20 protein-coding genes are annotated in these 20501 nt (G+C 72.5%); 13 read left to right on the top strand and 7 right to left on the bottom strand.

The window, feature by feature from the left end:
* Window positions 1–162 precede the first annotated feature (162 nt).
* The 9 genes from asnB to ACQPYE_RS15430 all read left to right on the top strand — a co-directional run bounded on the left by asnB (window position 163) and on the right by ACQPYE_RS15430 (window position 9246).
* Window positions 163–1998, top strand: a complete 1836-nt coding sequence (asnB, locus tag ACQPYE_RS15470; protein WP_498721927.1) for an asparagine synthase (glutamine-hydrolyzing) — start codon at window positions 163–165, stop codon at window positions 1996–1998.
* Between the two features lie 238 nt (window positions 1999–2236).
* Window positions 2237–3145, top strand: coding sequence for an ABC transporter ATP-binding protein (locus tag ACQPYE_RS15465; protein WP_498722919.1), 909 nt, complete (start codon window positions 2237–2239; stop codon window positions 3143–3145).
* Entirely contained in the window at window positions 3142–3936 is a 795-nt protein-coding gene (locus ACQPYE_RS15460) for an ABC transporter permease (RefSeq protein WP_498721926.1), read from the top strand. Before ACQPYE_RS15465 ends, ACQPYE_RS15460 begins: the two co-directional genes overlap by 4 nt.
* Window positions 3936–4760 (top strand): streptophobe family protein, encoded by an 825-nt coding sequence (locus ACQPYE_RS15455; protein ID WP_498721924.1) that lies wholly within the window; start codon window positions 3936–3938, stop codon window positions 4758–4760. Before ACQPYE_RS15460 ends, ACQPYE_RS15455 begins: the two co-directional genes overlap by 1 nt.
* Window positions 4715–5119 carry a hypothetical protein gene (locus ACQPYE_RS15450; RefSeq protein WP_498721923.1) on the top strand — a complete coding sequence of 135 codons (405 nt, stop codon included), beginning with the start codon at window positions 4715–4717 and terminating at the stop codon, window positions 5117–5119. Before ACQPYE_RS15455 ends, ACQPYE_RS15450 begins: the two co-directional genes overlap by 46 nt.
* The gene (locus tag ACQPYE_RS15445; protein WP_498722918.1) at window positions 5116–5805 is read left to right on the top strand and encodes a response regulator transcription factor; all 690 of its coding nucleotides are present in this window, start codon (window positions 5116–5118) and stop codon (window positions 5803–5805) included. The genes ACQPYE_RS15450 and ACQPYE_RS15445 overlap by 4 nt, the downstream gene beginning before the upstream one ends.
* Window positions 5802–7265, top strand: coding sequence for a sensor histidine kinase (locus tag ACQPYE_RS15440; protein ID WP_498721922.1), 1464 nt, complete (start codon window positions 5802–5804; stop codon window positions 7263–7265). The genes ACQPYE_RS15445 and ACQPYE_RS15440 overlap by 4 nt, the downstream gene beginning before the upstream one ends.
* Window positions 7266–7589: 324 nt before the next feature.
* Complete coding sequence (locus ACQPYE_RS15435) at window positions 7590–8084, top strand: hypothetical protein (RefSeq protein ID WP_498721920.1); 495 nt, start codon at window positions 7590–7592, stop codon at window positions 8082–8084.
* Between the two features lie 418 nt (window positions 8085–8502).
* Window positions 8503–9246 (top strand): NPP1 family protein, encoded by a 744-nt coding sequence (locus ACQPYE_RS15430; RefSeq protein WP_498721917.1) that lies wholly within the window; start codon window positions 8503–8505, stop codon window positions 9244–9246.
* 47 nt (window positions 9247–9293) lie between these two features.
* On the opposite strand, the gene ACQPYE_RS15425 is transcribed toward ACQPYE_RS15430, so the two are convergent.
* Window positions 9294–10121 (bottom strand): peptidoglycan DD-metalloendopeptidase family protein, encoded by an 828-nt coding sequence (locus tag ACQPYE_RS15425; RefSeq protein ID WP_498721916.1) that lies wholly within the window; start codon window positions 10119–10121, stop codon window positions 9294–9296.
* A gap of 136 nt (window positions 10122–10257) precedes the next feature.
* Here ACQPYE_RS15425 and ACQPYE_RS15420 point away from each other — a divergent pair, with 136 nt between their 5' ends.
* A complete protein-coding gene (locus ACQPYE_RS15420) occupies window positions 10258–10773 on the top strand; it encodes a hypothetical protein (RefSeq protein ID WP_498721914.1) in 516 nt (171 codons plus the stop codon).
* Between the two features lie 39 nt (window positions 10774–10812).
* On the opposite strand, the gene ACQPYE_RS15415 is transcribed toward ACQPYE_RS15420, so the two are convergent.
* On the bottom strand, window positions 10813–11901 hold the full coding sequence (locus ACQPYE_RS15415; RefSeq protein ID WP_498722917.1) for a histidine phosphatase family protein: 1089 nt from the start codon (window positions 11899–11901) through the stop codon (window positions 10813–10815).
* A 162-nt stretch (window positions 11902–12063) separates the two neighbouring features.
* Window positions 12064–13041, bottom strand: a complete 978-nt coding sequence (locus ACQPYE_RS15410) for a cellulase family glycosylhydrolase (RefSeq protein WP_498721913.1) — start codon at window positions 13039–13041, stop codon at window positions 12064–12066.
* A gap of 626 nt (window positions 13042–13667) precedes the next feature.
* On the opposite strand from ACQPYE_RS15410, the gene ACQPYE_RS15405 reads away from it, so the two are divergent.
* Both ACQPYE_RS15405 and ACQPYE_RS15400 read left to right on the top strand, forming a co-directional pair.
* Window positions 13668–14540: a poly(ethylene terephthalate) hydrolase family protein gene (locus tag ACQPYE_RS15405; RefSeq protein ID WP_498721912.1), complete on the top strand. Its 873-nt coding sequence runs from the start codon at window positions 13668–13670 to the stop codon at window positions 14538–14540.
* Window positions 14541–14794: 254 nt separating this feature from the next.
* Complete coding sequence (locus ACQPYE_RS15400; protein ID WP_498721911.1) at window positions 14795–15433, top strand: hypothetical protein; 639 nt, start codon at window positions 14795–14797, stop codon at window positions 15431–15433.
* 37 nt (window positions 15434–15470) lie between these two features.
* Here the strand turns inward: ACQPYE_RS15400 and ACQPYE_RS15395 are convergent, their stop codons facing one another.
* The 3 genes from ACQPYE_RS15395 to ACQPYE_RS15385 are packed head-to-tail and all read right to left on the bottom strand — an operon-like array spanning window position 15471 to window position 18107.
* The gene (locus ACQPYE_RS15395) at window positions 15471–16667 is read right to left on the bottom strand and encodes an NAD(P)/FAD-dependent oxidoreductase (RefSeq protein WP_498721909.1); all 1197 of its coding nucleotides are present in this window, start codon (window positions 16665–16667) and stop codon (window positions 15471–15473) included.
* Window positions 16664–16864 (bottom strand): ferredoxin, encoded by a 201-nt coding sequence (locus ACQPYE_RS15390; RefSeq protein ID WP_053719766.1) that lies wholly within the window; start codon window positions 16862–16864, stop codon window positions 16664–16666. Before ACQPYE_RS15390 ends, ACQPYE_RS15395 begins: the two co-directional genes overlap by 4 nt.
* A 28-nt stretch (window positions 16865–16892) precedes the next feature.
* The gene (locus ACQPYE_RS15385; protein WP_498721907.1) at window positions 16893–18107 is read right to left on the bottom strand and encodes a cytochrome P450; all 1215 of its coding nucleotides are present in this window, start codon (window positions 18105–18107) and stop codon (window positions 16893–16895) included.
* A 271-nt stretch (window positions 18108–18378) separates the two neighbouring features.
* Here ACQPYE_RS15385 and ACQPYE_RS15380 point away from each other — a divergent pair, with 271 nt between their 5' ends.
* The gene (locus ACQPYE_RS15380; protein ID WP_498721906.1) at window positions 18379–19635 is read left to right on the top strand and encodes a glycosyltransferase 87 family protein; all 1257 of its coding nucleotides are present in this window, start codon (window positions 18379–18381) and stop codon (window positions 19633–19635) included.
* A 3-nt stretch (window positions 19636–19638) separates the two neighbouring features.
* Here ACQPYE_RS15380 and ACQPYE_RS15375 read toward each other — a convergent pair whose 3' ends face one another.
* A complete protein-coding gene (locus ACQPYE_RS15375) occupies window positions 19639–20364 on the bottom strand; it encodes an SDR family NAD(P)-dependent oxidoreductase (RefSeq protein WP_498721905.1) in 726 nt (241 codons plus the stop codon).
* Between the last annotated feature and the right edge of the window lie 137 nt (window positions 20365–20501).

The following is a 20501-nucleotide window of genomic DNA, read 5'->3' as shown; positions in this document are numbered from 1 at the left end:
CCCGAGCATCTCCCGGTGCGCCGAGGCCGTCGTCGTGATGGGCGGAGCTGCGCGTCCGGGGTGCCTTGAACCGTCGCGAGGCGGTCTTCGCGCAGCCGTGGCCGCTCGGGTCGACGGCGCGGGATTGCCGAATCTCTCCGGAACACCACAGGAGGAACACGGATGTGCGGAATCACCGGCTGGGTCTCGTTCGATCGCGACCTCACCCGGGAGAGCGAGACGCTCGAAGCGATGACCGGGACGATGGCCTGTCGCGGCCCGGACGCCCACGGCACGTGGGTCGATCGGCACGCCGCCCTCGGGCACCGGAGGCTGGCCGTGATCGACCTTCCCGGCGGCGCCCAGCCGATGTCGGTGCGGACGCCGAACGGCGAGGTGTCGCTGGTCTACAGCGGCGAGGCCTACAACTTCGTCGAACTGCGCGACGAGCTGGCCAAGCTGGGTGAGCGGTTCACGACGTCGAGCGACACCGAGGTCGTGTTACGGGGGTACCTGCGCTGGGGCGCGGCGCTGGCCGACCGGCTCAACGGCATGTACGCGTTCGCGATCTGGGACGCGCGGGACCGCAAGCTGGTCATGATCCGCGACCGGCTCGGCATCAAACCGCTCTACTACTACCGGACACCCGACGGGATCCTGTTCGGTTCGGAGCCGAAGGCGATCCTGGCCAACCCGATCGCCAAGCGGGTGGTCGACGCCGACGGGCTGCGGGAGTCGCTGGCGTTCGTCTTCACGCCCGGCCACGCCATCTGGGCGGGCATGCGCCAGGTCGAGCCCGGCACGGTCGTCACGGTCGACGTCGACGGCGTGCGCGAGCGCACCTACTGGCGGCTCGAGACCCGCGCGCACGAGGACGACCTGGAGACCACCGTCGGGCGCGTCCACGAACTGCTGGACGACACCGTGCGGCGGCAGCTCGTCGCGGACGTGCCGCGCTGCCTGCTGCTGTCCGGTGGCCTCGACTCCAGCACCCTCACCGCGCTGGCCGCGGCCCACATGGGCGACGAGCGGGTGCGGACGTTCTCGGTCGACTTCATCGGCCAGGCCGAGAACTTCACGCCCAACGAGTTCCACGACACCGCGGACACCCAGTACGTGCACGACGTGGCGGACCACGTCGGCTCCGAGCACGCCGACCTCGTGCTCGACCCGAAGACGCTGGCCGATCCCGAGGTCCGCCGGGCCGTGCTGACCGCGCGGGACGTGCCGATCACCCTCGGGGACATGGACCTGTCGCTGTACCTGCTGTTCAAGGAGATCCGGAAGCGGTCGACCGTGGCCCTGTCCGGCGAGTCGGCCGACGAGATCTTCGGCGGGTACCGGCACATGCACAGCCCCGACGTGCAGAAGGCCCGCGCGTTCCCCTGGATCGCGTTCAACATCGGCCCGCTCGACAAGGACGGCCACGGGCTGAACCAGCCGTTGCTCGACGAGCTGGAGCTGGAGGAGTTCCGGCGCGACCAGTACGACACCGCGGTGGGCGACGTGAAGCGGGGTGACGACGAGGACGACCACGAGTACCGGATGCGGATCATGATCAACCTGCACCTGACCCGGTTCCTGCGGTTCCTGCTCGACCGCAAGGACCGGTTGAGCATGGCGGTCGGGCTCGAGGTGCGGGTGCCGTTCTGCGACCACCGGCTGGTCGAGTACGTCTACAACGCGCCCTGGTCGTTCAAGCACTACGACGGCCGGGAGAAGAGCCTGCTGCGCGGCGCGGTCAAGCACCTGCTGCCGGAGTCGGTCGCCTGGCGGGTGAAGAGCCCCTACCCGTCGACCCAGGACCCGTACTACGTGCGGCAGTTGCAGGCCCAGTGCAAGGACCTGCTGTCCCGCAAGGACCACGGCGTGTTCGAACTGGTGAACCGGAAGTGGCTGGAGGACGCGAGCGACCAGGACGCGGACGCGGTCCAGCGCACGACCCGGCTGGGGATGGAGCGGGCCATCGACTTCGGCGTGTGGATGGACATCAACAACCCGCGGCTCTCGCTCGCATGAGTACCACCGGCCCGGGTCGTCGGCGCGCGGCACGCCGACGACCCGGGTCCGGGTGTCCCCTGCGGGTCGGCCGTCGCGATGCCGGGTCACCGACGAGCGACCCCGAACCCGCGCGTTCCCTGTGAGTGCGCCGGCCCGGTAGTGCGCGGTGCCGGGTCGGGGGCGGCGGATTCCCAGGGTTCTCCCAGGAGCACACCGGGATCGGTCAGGCCGGCGCGCCAGGCTCGGTCCCATGACGATGATCGACGTGCGGAACCTGACCAAGCGCTACGGGCCCGACACCGTGGTGGACGACCTGTCGTTCACCGTCGAGGCGGGTCAGGTGACCGGGTTCCTCGGGCCGAACGGCGCGGGCAAGTCCACGACCATGAAGGTGATCCTGGGTCTGGCCGCGCCCACGAGCGGTTCCGCCACGGTCGGCGGGCGCCGTTACCGCGACCTGCCCGTGCCGCTGACCGAGGTCGGCGCGCTGCTCGACGCGGGGGCCGTGCACGGCGCCCGCAAGGCGCACGACCACCTGCTGGCGCTCGCCCTGAGCAACGGCCTGCCCCGGCGGCGGGTCGACGAGGTGCTCGCCCGCACCGGGCTCGAAGGCGTGGCGGGCAAGCGGGCGGGCGGGTTCTCGCTCGGCATGAGGCAGCGGCTCGGCATCGCGGCGGCGCTGCTGGGCGACCCGCGCGTGCTGATCTTCGACGAACCGGTGAACGGGCTCGACCCCGAGGGCATCCGCTGGATCCGGGACCTCATGCGGTCCCTGGCCCGCGAGGGGCGCGCGGTGCTCGTCTCCAGCCACCTCATGAGCGAGATGGCGCAGACCGCCGACCACCTGGTCGTCATCGGTCGCGGCCGGCTCGTCGCGGACACCGGCGTGGACGAGTTCCTGCGCGACCACGGCCAGGGCGGCGTGCTCGTCCGCACGTCCGAACCGGCCGCGTTCGCGCTGCGGCTGACCGCGTCCGGCGCCACCGTGCGGGACGGGGTCGAGTCCTCGCTGGTCGTCTCCGGGCTGACGAGCGAGGAGATCGGCAAGCTCGCCGCCTACCACCGCATCGCGCTCAGCGAGCTCACACCGCAGCGGCCCTCGCTCGAGGACGCGTTCATGGCGCTGACCGCGGACAGCGTCGAGTTCCAGGGAGCGGCGGCGTGAGCCGGCCCGTGACGCGGGCGGGGTTCGGCCACGCCCTGCGCGCGGAGTGGGTCAAGCTCCGCAGCCTGCGTTCCACCTGGCACACGCTGGCGTGCCTGTTCGCGGTGGGGCTCGGCATCACGTTCCTCTCGATGAGCGCGGCGGGCGCGGAGCACGGCGGCGCGTCCGCCGCGGAACGGCTCGCGTGGGATCCGACCGAGCTCAGCCTGACCACGTACGTCGTCGCCCAGCTGATCATCGGTGTGCTCGGCATCCTGGTCGTCACCTCGGAGTACGCGGCCGGCCTGGTGCGGACGTCGCTGGCCGCCACGCCGCGCAGGCGCCGGCTGCTGGCGGCCAAGGTGGCGGTGGCGACCGCCGTCGCCGCGGTGGCGGGCCAGTCGCTGATGTTCGCCGCCTTCCTGCTCGGCCAGGCGGTGCTCGCCGGGCGGGGCGCGCCCCACGCGGGGCTCAGCGATCCCGGCGTGCTCCCCGCGGTGACGGGCGGTGGGCTCTACCTCGCGGTGATCGCGCTGCTGGCGGTCGGTCTCGGCGCGATCACGCGGGCCACGGCGGGCGCGCTCGCCACGCTGGTGGGGATCGTGTTCCTGGTGCCCGCGCTGTCGGGCCTGTTCCCGTCGTGGCTCCAGGGCCTGTTCGACTTCTGGCCGAGCAAGGGAGCCGTCGCGGTGCTCGCGACGGTGCCGGACCCCGCCTACCCGCACCCCTGGCTGAACCTGGGCGGGATGTGCCTCGGCGTCGCCGCCGTGCTGGTCGCCGCGTTCGCCCTCTTCCACCGGCGTGACGTGTGATGGGCACGCCGAAGGAGGTCGGCCGGGGCGTGGTGGCGGCGGTCGCGGCCCTGGCCGCCATGGCGGGTGTCGCGGCGGCCGGGTTGTCCCTGCTCGACGCCGACCGGATCGGCGGGTTCGGCGGGCTGACGGCGGCCGTGGTCGCGCTGGCCGTGGGCGGCTCGGCGGAGGTCGGCGCGGTTCCGGCGGGTGACCTGCCGTTCACCGTGCGGGGTGGCGTCGCGGTGATGCCGCTGGGCGTCTCGCTGGCGGGCGCGGTGGTGCTCGGGTGGCTGCTGCTGCGGCGTCGGGACGGTCTGCCCGCCCGCGGCGCGGCGGCGGCCGTGGCGTTCCCGGCGGGGCTCGCCGCCGTGGCGTGGTCGGCCAGGGGCGCGGTGACGCTGCCGGGAGGCGTGACGGGCGGTGGGTCCGGGGCGGCCGTGTGCGGGATCCCGGCGATGGGGCCGTTCGGCCGGGGTGGGTCCGTCGACGCGCTCGGCGCCGGGTTCGCCGTGCCGGTCTGGCCCGCGTTGGCGGGCGCGCTGGGCTGGGTGCTCGTGGTCGTCGGGGTGTGCCTGCTGGTCGCGCGGTTCCGGGCGGTCGCGCGCTTCCGGGTGGCGGTGCGGGGCGTGCTGTGGACGGCCGCCGCGCTCACCGTCGTGTGCCTGGTCGGCGCGTGGGTGTTCGCCGGCGCGGCGGCGGCCGGCGCCGTGCTGCTCGTGCTGCCGCTGGTGGTGTCGGGCGCGGTGTCGCTCGGGCTGGGCGTGCCGTGGGCGGTGACCTCGGACGGCGCGCTGTCGTGCGTCCTGGACGGGTCGGGCCGCCGGCTCCAGGTGGGCCGCTGACGTGGGTCGCGGTCGTCGTGCTGCTGGGCCTCGGTGTCGTCGCCGCCCTGTCCCGTGGTCGCGACGGCACGCCGCCGCGTCGTGCCGCGCGCCTCGCGCTCCGGCTCGCGCCGGTGGTGGGAGCGGCGCTCGGCGTGTCGGCGCTGCTGTCGCGGGTGTCGGTGGAACTGGGCGTCGGCGCGTTCGGGTTCTCCTTCCCCGTCCTGGACGCGCGGTTGGCGGCGGACCCCCTGGTCGCGCTGGGCCTCGGGATCGCGGCCGGCGCGGCGGCGGGCTTCTCGGGCAGCCTGCTCGTCGACGGTGTCCTCAGGGTGGCGTCCGTATCCTGGCCGGCGTGGACGGACCGGGTCGGGCGATGACACTGCTGGTGGTGGACGACGAGGCCACCGTGCGCGAGCTGCTGTCCGCGACGCTGAGGTTCGCCGGGTTCCGGGTGACGTCCGCGGCGACCGGCGCGGAGGCGCTCGCCGCGGCCGTCGCGGAGCCGCCCGACCTCGTGCTGCTCGACGTGATGCTGCCGGACGTGGACGGGTTCGAGGTGGTCCGGCGGCTGCGCGAGCGGCGCGCGGAGGGCCGGCGCGGTCCGGTGCCGGTCCTGTTCCTCACCGCGCGGGACCGCCAGGCCGACAAGGTCACCGGGCTGTCCCTCGGCGCGGACGACTACGTGACCAAGCCGTTCGACCTGGAGGAGCTGATCGCCCGGATCCGCGCGATCCTGCGCCGCACCTCGGGTCACCAGGCCGGCGTGCTGACCGTGGGCGCGCTCGCGCTCGACGCCGAGGGGCACCAGGTGACGCGGTCGGGCCGGGCCGTCCGCGTCTCGCCCACCGAGTTCCGGCTCCTGCGCTACCTGATGGAGAACGCCGGGCGCGTGGTGTCCAAGCCCCAGATCCTCGACCGGGTGTGGCGCTACGACTTCGGCGGCGACGCGGGCATCGTCGACACCTACATCTCCTACCTGCGGCGCAAGGTCGACGTCGAGGACCCCAAGCTGATCCACACCGTGCACGGCGTCGGCTACGTGATGCGGGAGCCGACGGGGTGAGGCGGCTGCTGGGCCGGTTCTCGCTGCGGGCCAGGCTCCTGCTGCTCACCTCGGGCCTGCTGCTGGCCGGGTTGGGCCTCATCGGCGCGGTCGTCTCCGACCAGCTGGAGCGCTACCAGCTCGCCCGGATCGACGACCAGCTGCGCTCGCTCGCCGCGATCGTCTCCGGCGTGTCGACCACCGGGCCGCCCGGCGCCGCGGCCCCCGGTCGCCACCCCGAACTCGTCGACCCCGCCCTCGACCTGGTCGGCACGCCGTACCTGGTGTACCTGGACGAGGACGGCGAGGTGGCGGGCGGCCTGCACACCAGCGGGCTGGACCTCGCGACGGCACCCTCGCGGGACGGGCTGCGCACCGTCCCTGCCGGCGGCGACGCCGTCGACCTGCGTGCCGCGTCCGGCTCGACGCGGTGGCGGGCCGTCGCCCGGCCGACCACCGGCTGGGGCGGGACGGTGATCGCCGCCGCGCCGCTCGCCGAGGCCGACGCCACCGTCGCCCGGCTCCGGGCCACCAGCCTGGTCAGCGGCGCCGTGCTGCTCGTGCTGCTGACGGCGGTCGGCTGGTTCGCGCTCGGCCGCGGCCTGCGCCCGCTGCGCCGGATCGAGCACACCGCCGCCGCCATCGCCGACGGCGACCTCACCCGACGCGTGCCCGTCCTCGCCGCGCCGACCACGGAGGTGGGACACCTCGCGGCGTCGCTCAACACCATGCTCGGCCAGCTCGAACAGGCCTTCGCCGACCGGGCCGCGGTGCAGACCCGGATGCGCGCGTTCCTGTCGGACGTCAGCCACGAGCTGCGCACACCGCTGTTCGGCATCAAGGGCTCGACGGAGCTCTACCGGATGGGCGCGATGCCCGGTCGCGCCGACGTGGACGAGGCGATGCGCCGGATCGACCGCGAGGCCACCCGGCTCACCGCCCTCACCGAGGGCCTGCTGCTGCTCGCCCGGCTCGACGAGGCGCCCGAGGGCCAGCTCGACCGCACCCCGATGGACCTGCGCACCCTGGCCAACGACGCCCGGCACGACCTGCGCGCCCTCGACCCGTCCCGGGCGGTCGAGCTCACCGGCCTCGACGGCGCCGCACCGCCCGGCCCGGCCCCGGTGCACGCCGACGAGGACCGCCTGCGCCAGGTGGTCGCCAACCTGGTCGGCAACGCCGCCACGCACACCCCGCCGGGCACCGCCGTCCGCATCCGCGTCGGCACGGCGGACGGCCGCGCCGTGCTGGAAGTGGCCGACGAGGGCCCCGGCCTGGCTGCCGAGCAGGCGGCGCGCGTCTTCGACCGCTTCTACCGAGCCGACCACTCGCGCCACCGCACGGGCGGCGCGAACGCCGGGCTGGGCCTGGCCATCGCCCGCTCCCTCGCCCGCGCGCACGACGGCGACGTCGAGCTGGCCACGACCCTCGGCGAAGGCGCGCGCTTCCGGCTCACCCTGCCGCTGCTCGACCAGAGCTGACGAACCCGGACCCGCACGTCGGCGCACCCGCACCCGCACCGGCACCGGCACCGGCACCGCGGCATTCCATCGCCGACGCGAATAACCGCCCCTTCCGCGACGCGCTTTTGCGCAACGTTCCGCAACCCGGTCCACTCGTGCGAGCGCCTCGGGCTCCCGGTGGTGGCACACCGCTGCCGCGAACAGGCCAACTTCACAGTTGCGCCTGGACAGCGGCTGGTGAGCCGCCGGTTCGGCGTTCACCCTGCTCCAAGCCCCAACCACCATCCGCCGCCGCGTTCACGGTGACGAGCGCGGCCCACCCCGAACACTAGGAGTGCTCGCATGTCTCGGAGCAGCGGCTTGCGCAGACACCTGACCACCCTCTTCGCCCTCACCTCCGCCGTGGTCCTCGGCGTCTCGTTGACGGCCACCCCCGCTCAGGCGACCTACGGTCCCGCACAACCGGTGGACATCCAGCTCAGCGGTTCCTCGGGCGGTTACACCACGCTGGTCGGCCGATTGGTCGGCTCGGTCCGGTTCGACGACGGCAACTCGCTCTACCGGCTGGACCTGACGCTGTGCCGCCAGTCCAGCTACACGAGCACGAAGCTCACGGTCAACGTCAACGGCGCCTTCCACCAGTGGTACTCCCACCACGACGGCTACCGGCCGGCGGTCTGCGGCGGCGGGCACGGCATGTCCGGCGTGGTCAACGTCGACGTGCCGTACGCCGGGGTCGTGCAGAACATCGGGCTGGTCTACGAAGGGCTCCACTTCTCGGGCTCGACCGCCACCCCGGTCTTCGGCGGCGCGTTCTACGACAACCCGTTCAACTGACGATCCCTTCGACTGACGGCCCGTTCACCTGACGGCCCGTTCACCTGACGACCTGCCCGACTGACGACCCGCTCCACTGACGACCCGCCGACCGAGGTCGCGGCCCGGGTGCCGGCCTCCGCCACCCGGGTCCGCCGATGTTCGCCCCCTGTTCGCTTCGGTGCGACCATCGGCGGGTTGACGACGTCACGCCCCTGCCGGGAACCTCGGTGCCGGCCGATGATCTCCGCGACACCGGCCGCTCCGCCGCCGTGCCACTCGACACCGGATGGAGGGCATGGTCGTCGTGACCGCCCAGCTGACCGACCCGTCCCGCACCGCTCACACCCTTCCCCGCACCGCTAGCCGCACCCTCTCCCGCAATCCTGCCCACGCCTCGGCACGCACCCCCGCCCTTTCGCGCGCTCGACGGACCGCCGTGAGACTGCTGAGCGCGTTGGTGGGCGCGACCCTGCTCGCGGTGCTCCTGCCCGGAGCCGCGTGGGCCGAGCCGCCGCAGGCCCTGCCCGCGAACCACGCCGCCGAGGACGGCAAGTGGCAGCCGGCGTTCGACTACGACACCGACGGCTGCTACCCGACGCCGGCGATCTCGCCGTCCGGTGCGGTCGCCACCGGGCTGAAGAACTCCGGCGCCCTCAACGGGCAGTGCCGCGACCAGTCCGACCTGGACAACACGAACTCGTACTCGCGCTCCAAGTGCAACAACAACTGGTGCGCCTACCTCTACGACCTGTACTTCGAGAAGGACCAGGCCGTGCCGGGCATCGACTGCTGCGGCCACCGCCACGACATCGAGCACGTGGTCGTGTGGGTCAGCGGCGACCAGGCCCAGTACGTCTCCACGTCCGCCCACGGCAAGTACTCGACCTACCCGCGCTCCCAGGTCGCCTGGGAGGGCACGCACCCCAAGATCGTCTACCACAAGGACGGCCTGAGCACGCACTGCTTCCGCCTCGCGAGCGCGAGCGAGCAGCCGGAGAACCACTACGGCGCGTGGCAGTACCCGGACCTGGTCAGCTGGGACCGCTTCCCCGCCGGCATCCGCGACATCCTGGTGAACGCGAACTTCGGCAGCGCGAGCCTGGCCATCAAGGACAGCGCGTTCAACTACAACCTCGCGCAGGCGAAGCCGAGCGGCATCCCGTTCGACCCGAACGCCTGATCCGGCGCGGGGACCCCGTCCGGCGGGGTCCCCGCGTCACCGGCGGTTCAGTCGTACTTGTCCTGGTTGAGGAAGCGGGCGAAGCCCCGCCACGAGTTCGGGCCCATCACCCCGTCGATCGGGCCCGCGTAGCCCCACCGCGCCGCCAACCGCTGCACCGCCGCCCACGTGTTCGCACCGGGCGCACCGTCGATCGGACCCCCGTACCCGTAAGCCCGCATCGCCCGCTGCAACGCCGCGTAGGTGTTCGGCCCCGGCACGCCGTCGATCGGCCCGGTGTACCCCTGTTCGAGGCGCAGCCAGTTCTGCGCCCGCTTCCACATCACCGGGCCGGGGACGCCGTCCTGCTCGGTGGTCGTCTTCGGCAACCCGGAGCCGCCGCCACCGCCGACGTAGAGCAGCGGGTTGATGCGCGTGCCGCTCGGGTTGATCATGTGCCAGTGCAGGTGCGGCCCGGTGGACGAGCCCGACCCCGGTGCGCCGACCGCGCCGCCGGACAGCCCGACGACACCGCCCATGCCCACCCGCGTGCCGTTGGCCAGCAGGAACTGGGACAGGTGCAGGTACTGGGTGCGGTAGCCGTTGTCGTGCTGGATGGTCACGGTGTGGCCGCCCGTGCCGTTGTACGGGATGTTGGTCACCACGCCGCCGCCCGCCGCGGGCAGCCGGGTGCCGACGGCCATGCCGAAGTCGATTCCACCGAGCGAGCCGCTGTTCAGGTGGTCCTGCCAGGTGCCGGTGATCGGGTAGCCGCTGAAGGGGTGGTAGAACCCCGGAACAGCGGCACTCGCCGTGCCCGCGCCCACCACCGTGATGACGCCGGCCGCCACCGTCCCGCGCAGCAGTGCCCGTCTGCCGATCCAGTCGTTGGTCATCAACCGAACGTAGGGACGGTGCGGCACAGCGACATCGTGCGTTCGACCGACGGCCATTCGGGTGGGCGGTCCGGTCGAGCGGGTGGTGCCCGCCTTGATCGGCTAACGGCGGCGCGGCCGTGGCGAAGGTCCGACCATGAGACTGTCACGACTCGTCCACTGCGCCCTGGTCGCCGTGCTGGCCGCCGGCTTGTCCGCCGTCCCCGCGCACGCCCTGACCGTGGAGCAGACCTGCGTCGGCACGGAGGTCACCACCTTCGACCCGCCGCTCACCCTCACCTCGCGGCCGGTCACCGTCACCGTCAGCGGCGTCTACCCCACGTGCACGAACGCGGGCGCGGTGACCGCGACGTACGCCGAGGAGTTCACCCTCACCGCGTCCTGCCTGGTGCTGTTCGACTCCGGGTCGGCGCTGCGCACGTTCACCTGGGGCGGGACGGTGGCGCCCAGCGAGTTCCAGTACAACGTCACCTCCAACGCCGTGGCCGGTCAGGTCGTGGTGACGAACACCGGCGTGATCACCTCCGGTGGTTTCGCGCCCGCCGGCGCGGTGCAGGTGATCACCCTGGTGACGCCGAACGTCGCGCAGTGCCTGATCGGCGGGGTGGCGAGCGTGACGGGCCCGACCACCCTCACCATCCACCGACCGTGACACCCGCCCGCGACGGTCGTGCACGAGGGTGCCCGCACGTCAGACGGCGCCGAGCCGCCGGCCGGGGACCACCGCGACGGGAGGCAGGTTCATCGCCTCGAGCCGGGTCTGCTCGGCCGACAGTGTGAACCGGCTGAAGCAGCCGGTGTCCCAGCGCAACCGGCGCACGCCCTTCAGGTCCGCGCCCTTCAGGTCCACGCCGGCGGCCCGTGCCACCAACCACGAGTGCGGCCCGGCGTGGCCGACGACCAGGACGCGCTTGCCGCCGTAGCGCGCGGGCAGTGTGTCGAAGAACGACCACACGCGCCGGCGAGCCGCTTCGCAGGACTCGTCCGGCGCGATGTCCGCCAGGTCGCTGTCGCCGATGACGCGTTCCCGCAACGCCTCGCAACGCTCGACCGTCACGTCCAGTCCGGCGGTCACCAGTCGGGCGGTCTCCCAGGCCGGCGCGAAGTCCGAGCTGAGCACGACGTCCGGCGCGAACCTCCGGACCGCGGCGGCGGCGACGCCGGCCTCGGCCCGGCCGAGCGCGGACAACCCGGTCGCGAACGGGTCCGGGTGCACCTCGTGCGGGTGCTCGGGCGCGCCGTGGCGGAGGAAGAGCACGTCGACCTCGTGGTCGCCCACCTCGACCGACGGCACGTCGGTCCGCGCCTGCTCGATGATGTCGAGCACGTCGTCGCAGACCTCCTCGGGCAGCTTCCCGCGGATGCCGAGGGACACGCCGACCGGCCGGAACGCCGCGTGCAACCGGCGGACCCGGTCCTCGTCCACCCGCTGGAACGGGTCGCGGAGCCGATTGCGGTGCAGCAGGTCCTCGACGTCGGCGGCGAGCGAGACCGTGATGAGCCGGTAACCGCGCCGTTCGAAGCGCAACTCCTGGCCGGCCAGGAAGTCGACGTCCTCGAACACCCCGTCCACGACCGGCAGGAACCCGCTGTCGCAATAGGACAGGGCGAGGTCGAGGCACGCGAGTTCGGACGCCTCCAGGGTGAAGGCGGTGAAGTCGCGCGGGTGCGCCATGTACCTGACGGAATCGTTCGACACCCGGACCGAAGGGGGCAACGCGTCCCTCAGCAAGGCCGCCGTCGTCGTCTTCCCCGTGCCCGGCAGGCCGCGGATCAGCACAGCGAACCGCCGACTCACATCATCACCCGTCTCCACCCCGGCCAACCTAGCGCAATCACGACCACCACCGGCCACGCGCACAGACCGCCTCCCCCATCTGACGATCGGGTCGGGGAACCGACCTCCCGGTCCCCGCCCCTGTCCCCGTTCGGCGCTCTGTCCTCAGTAGACGGTGGCCTGCCGGGACGTCGACCTGATGCCGTTCGAGCCGTTGAAGATGCGGTTGCCCCAGTTGGTCAGGCTGGCGCGGTTGAAGCCGGAGACCATGTCGAGGTACTCGACACCGCCGCCGTTGCCGCTCCACGACCAGCCGAGGTAGCCGAGGCGCTGCGACTGGGCCGTGGCCATGATCGTGTTCTCGTCGGGGTTGCCGTCGGAGTGGTTGTCGCCGAACTCGCCGATCACGATCGGCAGCCGGGCGTTGACGAACGCGGTGAGGTACGAGGTCACCTCGGACGCGGTGTCGTAAACGCCGTACATGTGGATCGAGAAGACGGTGTTGCGCTGGGAGTCGGCGTTGAACACCGTGGAAGCGTTGTTGCGCATGGTGTTCGACCAGTCCTGACCCCAGTTGGGCGCGTCCACCATCAGCGTGTGGGTGAAGCCGTTGGACCGCAGCCGCGAGATGGCGTTGCGGGTGTCGTTGGTCCAGTTGCCGTAGTTGTTGTTGCCGTACGGCTCGTTGCCGATGTTGATGATGACGTACTTCTCCTGGCCGACGAGCGCGCTCTTGACGCCCAGCCAGTAGTCCACGGCCTGGTTCAGCGTCACCGCACCGCCCTGCTCGCCGTAGCCGGTGGTGTCGTGCGCTTCGAGCACGCACACCAGCTTGTTGGCCTTGCACTGCGAGACGATCGAGGAGACCGTCGAGGTGCTGGTCCACGTCCAGCGCGCGCCCGTGCTCAGCACGACCCGCACGCTGTTGGCGCCCAGCGCCTTGACGTCCTTGAGCGCCTGCGTCGTCCGATCGGGGTACCAGGCGTGCGCGTGGTTGACCCCACGCATCACGAACTCGCTGCCGTTCGCGTCGTACAACCGCCCGTTGCCGACGTAGAACCCGTTCGCGGCCGACGCCGCCGGGGTGCTCAGCAACGACGCGAGCAGCACCGCCACCACGACCAAAGCCCATCGCTTGACCACGTCTACCTCACCATGTCGTCGTTGACATCGTTGACATCCGAACCGGCGGGACGGCGGCGGGACACACTCGGTTCGGAGACGAATGGAATCAGTTAACCGGTTAAGCGTCAAGTCTCACGCTCGATCGGACGTACTGTACCGCCTTACGTGAATCGGTTAAGCCGTTGCTGCGCTCACCACCCCGCACCCACGACCTACGACCTACGACCTACGACCCGAGGAGGCCGACCTCCTGACTCCACCGATCCGCACCGGCCCACCCGTGGTCGCCGCCGGCCGGCCGTTTTATCCGGCTAACACGAGTAATGCGATTCGGGTTGTCACAGGTTGCACTCCTGACCCGATCGAGTGGGCGAATCACTCCTCCGTCCCAACAGCAGACTCGGCACGGCCCCACCGTCGGGAGAGCCGGACGTTGTGGAACGCCTGCTGCGGCGGCCGTTGGTCGCGAATGGGTAGGACCACCCGTGCGGTGACGTGTGGCGGTTCGGTTCCGTGCCGGGGGCGGGTGGTGGGGTATCGGTGGTTTTGCCCGTCCCTCGCGCCAGCGCTGGCGGTGGGTGGGTGCGGTGCGCCAGATTCCGGTGGCGTCGCACCAATCCACCCACGCCACCGATGGAGAAGCCATGCGATTGCGCAGTGCGATCCTCACCGTCCTCGCCCTGGCCGGAGTGCTGACCGCGACGACCACCGGCACGATCGGCGCGGCGGCCGGAACGGGGGCCGGGGTCAGAGTCGGAGGGCCACCCTCGGTTCTGGGCGGCTCGGGTCCCTACTCGGCGGGCTACGAGACGACCTTGCGGTTGACCAACCACACGATCTACCGGCCCAACACCCTGCCGGCCGGCGTCAAGCTGCCCATCGTCGCCTGGGGCAACGGCGCGTGCCGTGCGGACGGGACGTGGTTCGAGAACATCCTGACCGAGTGGGCCTCGCACGGTTTCCTGGTCATCGCCAACGGCCGACCGGGCGGCAGCGGCTCGACCGACTCCGGGATGCTCACCGACTCCATCGACTGGACGATCGCGGAGAACTCCCGGCGCAGCAGCAAGTACTACGGCCGGATCGACACCACCAAGATCGCCGTGATGGGCCAGTCGTGCGGCGGCATCGAGACCTACGAGGTCGCGTCCGACCCACGACTGACCACCACCGCGCTGTGGAACAGCGGCCTGCTCAACGACTCGCAGAACTACCTGTTGCAGCGACTGCGCGTGCCGATCGCCTACTTCATCGGCGGACCGACCGACATCGCCTACGAGAACGCGGTGGACGACTGGGGCCGGTTGCCCGCCGGGCTGCCCGCGTTCATGGGCAACCTCGACGTCGGGCACTTCGGCACGTTCGACCAGCCCAACGGCGGCGAGTTCGGCCGGGTCGGCGGGCACTGGCTGAAGTGGCACCTCAAGGGCGACCAGGCGAGCAAGGCCCAGTTCGTGGGCGCGGGCTGCGGGCTGTGCGCGACCGAGTGGGACGTGCTGCGCAAGAACCTGACCTGACCCCGAGCACGACCGTCGTGCTGCCCCGTCGCGGTCGGCACGGCGGCCGGCGGCTGACACGGCGGTCGCTGCGGCGGGCGGCGGGCCCAGGCAGCAGTCGGGGCGGCAGGCAGCGGGCGGGGCTTGTGGTACGAACGGACCACAGTGGGTTGGCCCGAGTGCGGCTACGGTCGGCCGTGCGGTCAGGGCGACTTCGGCCGCGCACCGCCCCCGCGCGCACGCGCCGGCCCCGTTCAGTTCGAGGAGTGTCGTTCATGCAGGTCAATCGCACGCTGGTCGCATCCGTGGGCGCGCTCGCGCTGCTGCTGACGGCGTGCGGTGACGCCACCACGGGCACCGCCGCGCCCGCCGCCACCACCGAGGCGACCGAAACCACCGAGTCCACCACGAGCACCACGTCGAAGAGCACGGCCCCGGCCCCCGCCGACGACGCCCCCGTCAGCGACGTCACCGCGCCCGGCACGGAGCTCAAGGTCGGCGACCGCGCGGTGATCCCGTTCAAGTACGGCACGGAGAAGAACGGCACGATCGCCATCACCGTCACCGCGATCGACCAGGGCGCCAACGCCGACCTGGCCGCGTTCGGCGAGAAGGCCAAGGGCATCACGCCGTTCTACATCAGGGTGACCGTGGAGAACGTCGGCGGCACCGACCTGTCCTACAGCTCGCTGAGCCTGCGGGCGCTCGGCGCGGACGGCAAGGGCACCGGCGTCATCATCAGCGGCGACACCAAGCAGTGCGAGTCGGAGACGGCGAAGAAGGACTTCACCACGGTGGGCGCGAAGTACGAGACGTGCGTGCTCCAGGGAGCCCGCGAGGGCGCCGCGGTCGCCGCCGCGAGCTACGCCAACGGCGACGGCTACGACAAGTCCCCCATCACCTGGTCCAAGTGACCCCCGGCCGCCGCACGGGCACTCGGCGGTCGCACGGTCATGGTCGTCCTCCCGCGGCCACGACCTGGCCGAGCACGCGTTGCCGGAGCAGGCGTGCCTGCTTGGGCATGTTCCAGCCGAGGACGCCGACCGGCGAACCGGCGCGCCGGTAGAGCGCGACGAACCGGCGCGCGGTGACGTCATCGTCCACGACGGACACCTCCGCGTCGACGGGCAGCGAGCCGAAGACCTGGAGCCTGGCGTCGAACTGGTCGGTCCAGAAGTGCGGCACGGGGGTGTACGCGCGGTCCGCGCCCAGGATGTTGTCGGCCACCACCCCGGCCTGCTCGGTGGCGTTGGTCCGGTTCTCCAGGCGCAGCGACGAGCCCAGGTGTTCGTGGTGCCACCGCGCCACGTCGCCGACCGCGTAGACGCCGGGCGCGGCACGGCACCTCGCGTCGCACACCACGCCGTGGTCGAGCGGCAGGCCGCTGCCGAGCAGCCAGTCGGTGTTGGGGACGGCGCCCAGCGCGACCACGACGACGTCGGCCGGCAGCACGTCGCCGGTGTCCAGGCGCACGCCGGTGACGCGCCCGTCCCGCCCGGTCAGGCCGAGCACGGCGGCGCCGAGGCGCAGGTGGACACCGTGCCCGGCGTGCAGTTCGGCGAGCAGGCCGGACGCGAGCGGCCCCAGCTGGGCGGCCAGCGGCGCGGGCTGCGGTCCGGCGAGGGTGACGTCCAGGCCGAGGCCGCGCGCCGTGGCGGCGACCTCCGCGCCGAGCACGCCGTCGCCCACGACCACCAGCCGTGAGGCGGTGAGCAGGTCGGCCCGCAACGCCACCGCGTCGCCCACGGTGCGCAGCACGTGCACGCCGCCCATCCCCGCCTGGTCCGGCAGGGTCCTCGGCCGCACGCCGGTGGCGACGACCACGGCGTCGGCCCGCAGCACGGTCCCCGACGCGGTGCGGACGGCGCGCGCGGGCAGGTCCAGGGACACCGCCGGGTCGCCGAGGACGAACTCCGCGCCCAGCTCGTCGAGCACGGCTTGGCCGCGCAGCCGAGCGCGCTCGGGTTCCCAGGCGCCGGAGAGGACCTGCTTGGACAGCGGCGGCCGGTCGTACGGCGGGTGCTCCTCGTCGCCGAGCAGCGTCAGCCCGCCGGTGAAACCCTTGCGGCGCAACGCCTCGGCGGTGGCCAGGCCGGCGGCCGAGGCGCCGACGACGAGCACGTCGGACACCTCGGGGAGCGACGTCACGCCCGGTCGCCCAGCAGGATCGCCGCCGCCGGGCACACGTCGGCGGCCTCGCGGACGGCGGCGTGCAGGTGCTCGGCGGGTTCGGGGTCGAGCAGCACCACCACACCGTCCTCGTCCCGCTGGTCGAACACGTCGGGCGCGGCCAGCACGCACGAGCCCGCCCCGCAGCACTTGTCCTCGTCCACGGAGACCTTCATCTGTCGCGCTCCTTCGGTTCGTGGGCCGTCACCAGCGGACGGGCAGTTCCTGCAGGCCGCCGATGACGAGGCCGTCGACGCGCTCCAGCTCGGCCGCGGGCACGGCCAGTTCCAGCGTCGGCAGGCGGCGCAGCAGCACGTCCAGCACGGCTTGGAGCTCGGTGCGGGCCAGCGACTGCCCCAGGCACGAGTGCGCGCCCGAGCCGAACGCCAGGTGCGTGTTCGGGGTGCGCGCCAGGTCGAGCTCGGCGGCGTCGGCGAAGGCGTCCTCGTCCCGGTTGGCCGAGGCCAGGTTGCACACCACGGTCGTGCCGCGCGGGATGACGCTGCCGCCGATCTCGGCGTCCTCGGTGATGTAGCGGGGGATGCCGAACCCGGGGTTGGCGTCGGCGCGCAACGCCTCCTCCACCGCGGTGCGCACCAGTGACGGGTCGGCCAGCAGCGCCTCCCACCGCGTCCGGTCGGCCAGGAGCATCCCGACCATCTTGCCGATCATGTTGGCCGTGGTCTCGTGCCCGGCCACCAGCAGGCCCTGCGAGGTGGCCAGCAGCGCCTCGTCGGGCATGACGTGGCCGGCGCCGGCCGCGGCGGTGATCAGCTCGCTGATCAGGTCCTCACCCGGGTCTGCCCTGGTCGCGGCGATGTGGGCGCTCATGTAGGCGGCGAACTCGGCCTGGGCGGCGTCGATCTCGGCCTGCGTGTAGCGGGTGAGGCTGAGCAGGGTGTTCGACCAGTAGGCGAACTTGTCCCGGTCGCTCTCCGGCACGCCGAGCATGTCGCAGATGACCCACACCGGCAGCGGGAACCCGAGCGCGGCCTTCAGGTCGGCGGGCGCGCCGCCCGCCACCATGTCGTCGACCAGCCGTTCGGCCATCGCCTCGATGCCCGGCCGCAGCGCCGTCATGCGCTTGGCGGTGAACCACTTGCCGACCATGCGCCGCCACTGCTGGTGGTACTCCTCGCGCATGGCCTTGCCCAGGCCGCTGTTGAACACGCCGCCGGACTCGTTCGCGGCGATCCGGGCCGCGTCCGGCGCGTCGAGGTTGCGGGTGAACCGGGGGTCCGCCAGCACCTGCTTGACGTCCTCGTAGCGGGTCAGCAGCCTCGCCGCGTCGCCGCTGGGCAGTCGGACGTGGGCGACCGGGCACCCCTGCCGCAGCTCGGCCCACGCCGCGGGCGGCTCCAGCGCGGCCGGACCGGGGATCGGGTAGTCCAGCACGTGGTCGGTGTCTCCGAGCGCCACCGGGACCGCCTCCTCTGACTTGATTCAATCAACTGACTTAAGACTGCCGGCGATCGGGCCGCGACGCAACGTGGTCTCCCGATCGCGCGTCGGCATCGGTTCGGCACCGGCCGCGGTCGCCCGGTCAGCGGTAGTCGGTGCGAACCGGGACCGGGTAGAGAGGAACGGAGCAGGACCGCGGGAGTGGAATCACGCGCGCTCGGCCAGGTGGAGCGGCGCCCGGAGTCCGCGGTGGCGCGCCCCTGGTCCCGGCGACGTGAGGAATGACCCCATGACGAGGACCGACGTCCCGGAGCACACCGCGACGACGACCCGCCCCTCCGCCGGGATCGTGGTGGCCGCGCTCGCCCTCGCGGCGGCCGTGACGGTTGTCCTCGTCGCCGCCATCGCGCGGCCCGACCCGCTGTGGCTGATCGGACCGGACTTCCGGGTCTACCACGTGGCCGGTTCGGCGGTGCTGGACGGGATCTCGCCCTACGACGTCGCGACCGTGGAGGGGTACCCCTTCACCTACCCGCCGTTCGGCGCGGTGGTGCTGGCCGTGCTGGGCCTGGCGAGCGTCCCGGTGGCGTTCGCCGGGTGGACCTTCGTCAACGTGCTCGCGCTTGAGACGGCGATCTGGCTGGCCCTCGGGCTGGTGGCGCCGCGGTCGCGGGACCGGCGGGCGACGTTCGCCCTCCTGGCCGCGGCGGCGGCGCTGCCCCTGGCGCCGGTGATGCTGAACTTCGCCGTCGGTCAGATCAACATCCTGCTCCTGCTCCTGCTGGTGGCCGACCTGACCCGCCGGACCGGGCGCTTCCAGGGCGTCGCCATCGGGATCGCGGCGGGGATCAAGCTGCTCCCGCTGATCTTCATCGCCTACCTGCTGTTCACCCGCCGCGCCCGGGCCGCCGCGGTGGCCTCGGGGACGTTCGCGGCCACCGTGCTCGTCGGCTTCCTCGTGCTGCCCGGTCCGTCGGCGCGGTGGGCGGGCGGGCTCGTGGTGGACATCGGGCGGATGATGACGCCGGGCGCGGCGCCGTTCAACCAGTCGATCCGCGGTGTGCTCGCGCACCTGCCCGGGGTGCTGAACGCGCAGTGGTTCTGGCTGGTGCTCGCGGTCCCGATCGGCGCCGTCGGGCTCGGGGTCGCCGCGTGGGCGAGCCGGCGTGGTCAGGAGGCGGTCGGCGTCTTCACCTGCGCGCTGACCGGCCTGCTGGTGTCACCGGTCTCGTGGCCGTTCCACTGGGTGTGGGCGGCCCCGGGTCTGGCCGTCTGGGTGTGGTGGGCCTGGCGGCGCAACGCCGCGCACGTGGCGGGCGCGGCGCTGACGTGGCTGGTGCTGGCCGCCTCGGGCGTGCTGACGTTCCTGATCGCGGTGATCGCGCCGACCCAGACCTCCGCGGGCGTCGTGACGGCGGGGATGCTGACGACGGTCGTGGTGCTCAACAGCCTGACGGTGGTCGCCGGCATCGTCTTCCTCGCCGCGCTCGCCGTCGCGCTGCGGCGGGGCGAGCGCCCGCCCGGTCCGCTGACGTCCCCCTCCTGAGCGCTACCCCCGTTTCGCGGCCTCGTAGACCGTCGCGAACTGCCGTTCGAGCTCCTTGTGCAGGCCGGCGCGCCAGTCGTCGGCCAGGCCCTGCGACAACGGGTCGGGGAAGATGTCCTCGGCGCCTTCCCCGATCCCGTCGAGGATGTTGCGCGCCACCAGTTCCGGTGACGCCTTCTCGGCGATCTCCAGCCCCGCGGTCATGTCCGTGTCCACCGGGCCGGTGAGGATCGAGTGCACGCTCACCCCCTGGGACGCCAGGATGGCGCGCAGCGACTGCGACAGCGCGAGCACCGCCGCTTTCGAGATCGAGTACGACGCGCTCAGGGGCAGCGCCACGAAACCGTTCACCGAGATGTTGTTCGCGACGGCGCCGCCGCCCTCGACCAGCTTGGGCAGGAACGCCATGGTCACGTCGCGCACGCCGTAGAAGTTGACCGCGAGCATCCGGTCGAGCAGCTCCCGGTCGGTCAGGTCGTCGAACTCCAGGACACCGGCGTTGTTGACGAGGACGTCGAGGGAGCCGACCTGCTCGACGGCCGCCCGGATGTGCGCGGCGTCGGTGACGTCCAAGATCACCGGCACGACGCGCTCGTCCGGGTGCGACAGTGGTCGACGGGTGCCGGCGTACACGCGCGCGGCACCCCGTGCCAACGCCTCCTCGACCAACGCCCTCCCGATGCCGCGGTTGGCCCCGGTCACCAGGATCGCCTTGCCGGTGATGTCCATGCTTCTCCTCACGTGGGGAGCGCCGGCCGGAACCGGCCCGCTCACCCCACGTTATGGCGGAGGCCTGTCGGGAACTACTCGCGGCTTGCTCCCGGCACCACCGGACGGCATTGTTCCGCACCCACCGGGAATGCGTC

The organism is Actinosynnema sp. CA-299493, from assembly GCF_050946825.1.
Lineage (GTDB): Bacteria > Actinomycetota > Actinomycetes > Mycobacteriales > Pseudonocardiaceae > Actinosynnema.
The sequence above is the reverse complement of the archived record's forward strand: the minus strand, read 5'-3'. Positions and strand labels throughout refer to the sequence as shown.

Excerpts from the sequence above, each read along its gene's own strand:
- ACQPYE_RS15425 (WP_498721916.1), bottom strand. The coding sequence starts at position 10,121 with ATGACCAACGACTGGATCGGCAGACGGGCACTGCTGCGCGGGACGGTG.
- ACQPYE_RS15375 (WP_498721905.1), bottom strand. The coding sequence starts at position 20,364 with ATGGACATCACCGGCAAGGCGATCCTGGTGACCGGGGCCAACCGCGGC.
- ACQPYE_RS15400 (WP_498721911.1), top strand. The coding sequence starts at position 14,795 with ATGCAGGTCAATCGCACGCTGGTCGCATCCGTGGGCGCGCTCGCGCTG.
- ACQPYE_RS15405 (WP_498721912.1), top strand. The coding sequence starts at position 13,668 with ATGCGATTGCGCAGTGCGATCCTCACCGTCCTCGCCCTGGCCGGAGTG.
- ACQPYE_RS15380 (WP_498721906.1), top strand. The coding sequence starts at position 18,379 with ATGACGAGGACCGACGTCCCGGAGCACACCGCGACGACGACCCGCCCC.
- ACQPYE_RS15455 (WP_498721924.1), top strand. The coding sequence starts at position 3,936 with ATGGGCACGCCGAAGGAGGTCGGCCGGGGCGTGGTGGCGGCGGTCGCG.
- ACQPYE_RS15420 (WP_498721914.1), top strand. The coding sequence starts at position 10,258 with ATGAGACTGTCACGACTCGTCCACTGCGCCCTGGTCGCCGTGCTGGCC.
- ACQPYE_RS15465 (WP_498722919.1), top strand. The coding sequence starts at position 2,237 with ATGATCGACGTGCGGAACCTGACCAAGCGCTACGGGCCCGACACCGTG.
- ACQPYE_RS15435 (WP_498721920.1), top strand. The coding sequence starts at position 7,590 with ATGTCTCGGAGCAGCGGCTTGCGCAGACACCTGACCACCCTCTTCGCC.
- asnB (WP_498721927.1), top strand. The coding sequence starts at position 163 with ATGTGCGGAATCACCGGCTGGGTCTCGTTCGATCGCGACCTCACCCGG.
- ACQPYE_RS15390 (WP_053719766.1), bottom strand. The coding sequence starts at position 16,864 with ATGAAGGTCTCCGTGGACGAGGACAAGTGCTGCGGGGCGGGCTCGTGC.
- ACQPYE_RS15445 (WP_498722918.1), top strand. The coding sequence starts at position 5,116 with ATGACACTGCTGGTGGTGGACGACGAGGCCACCGTGCGCGAGCTGCTG.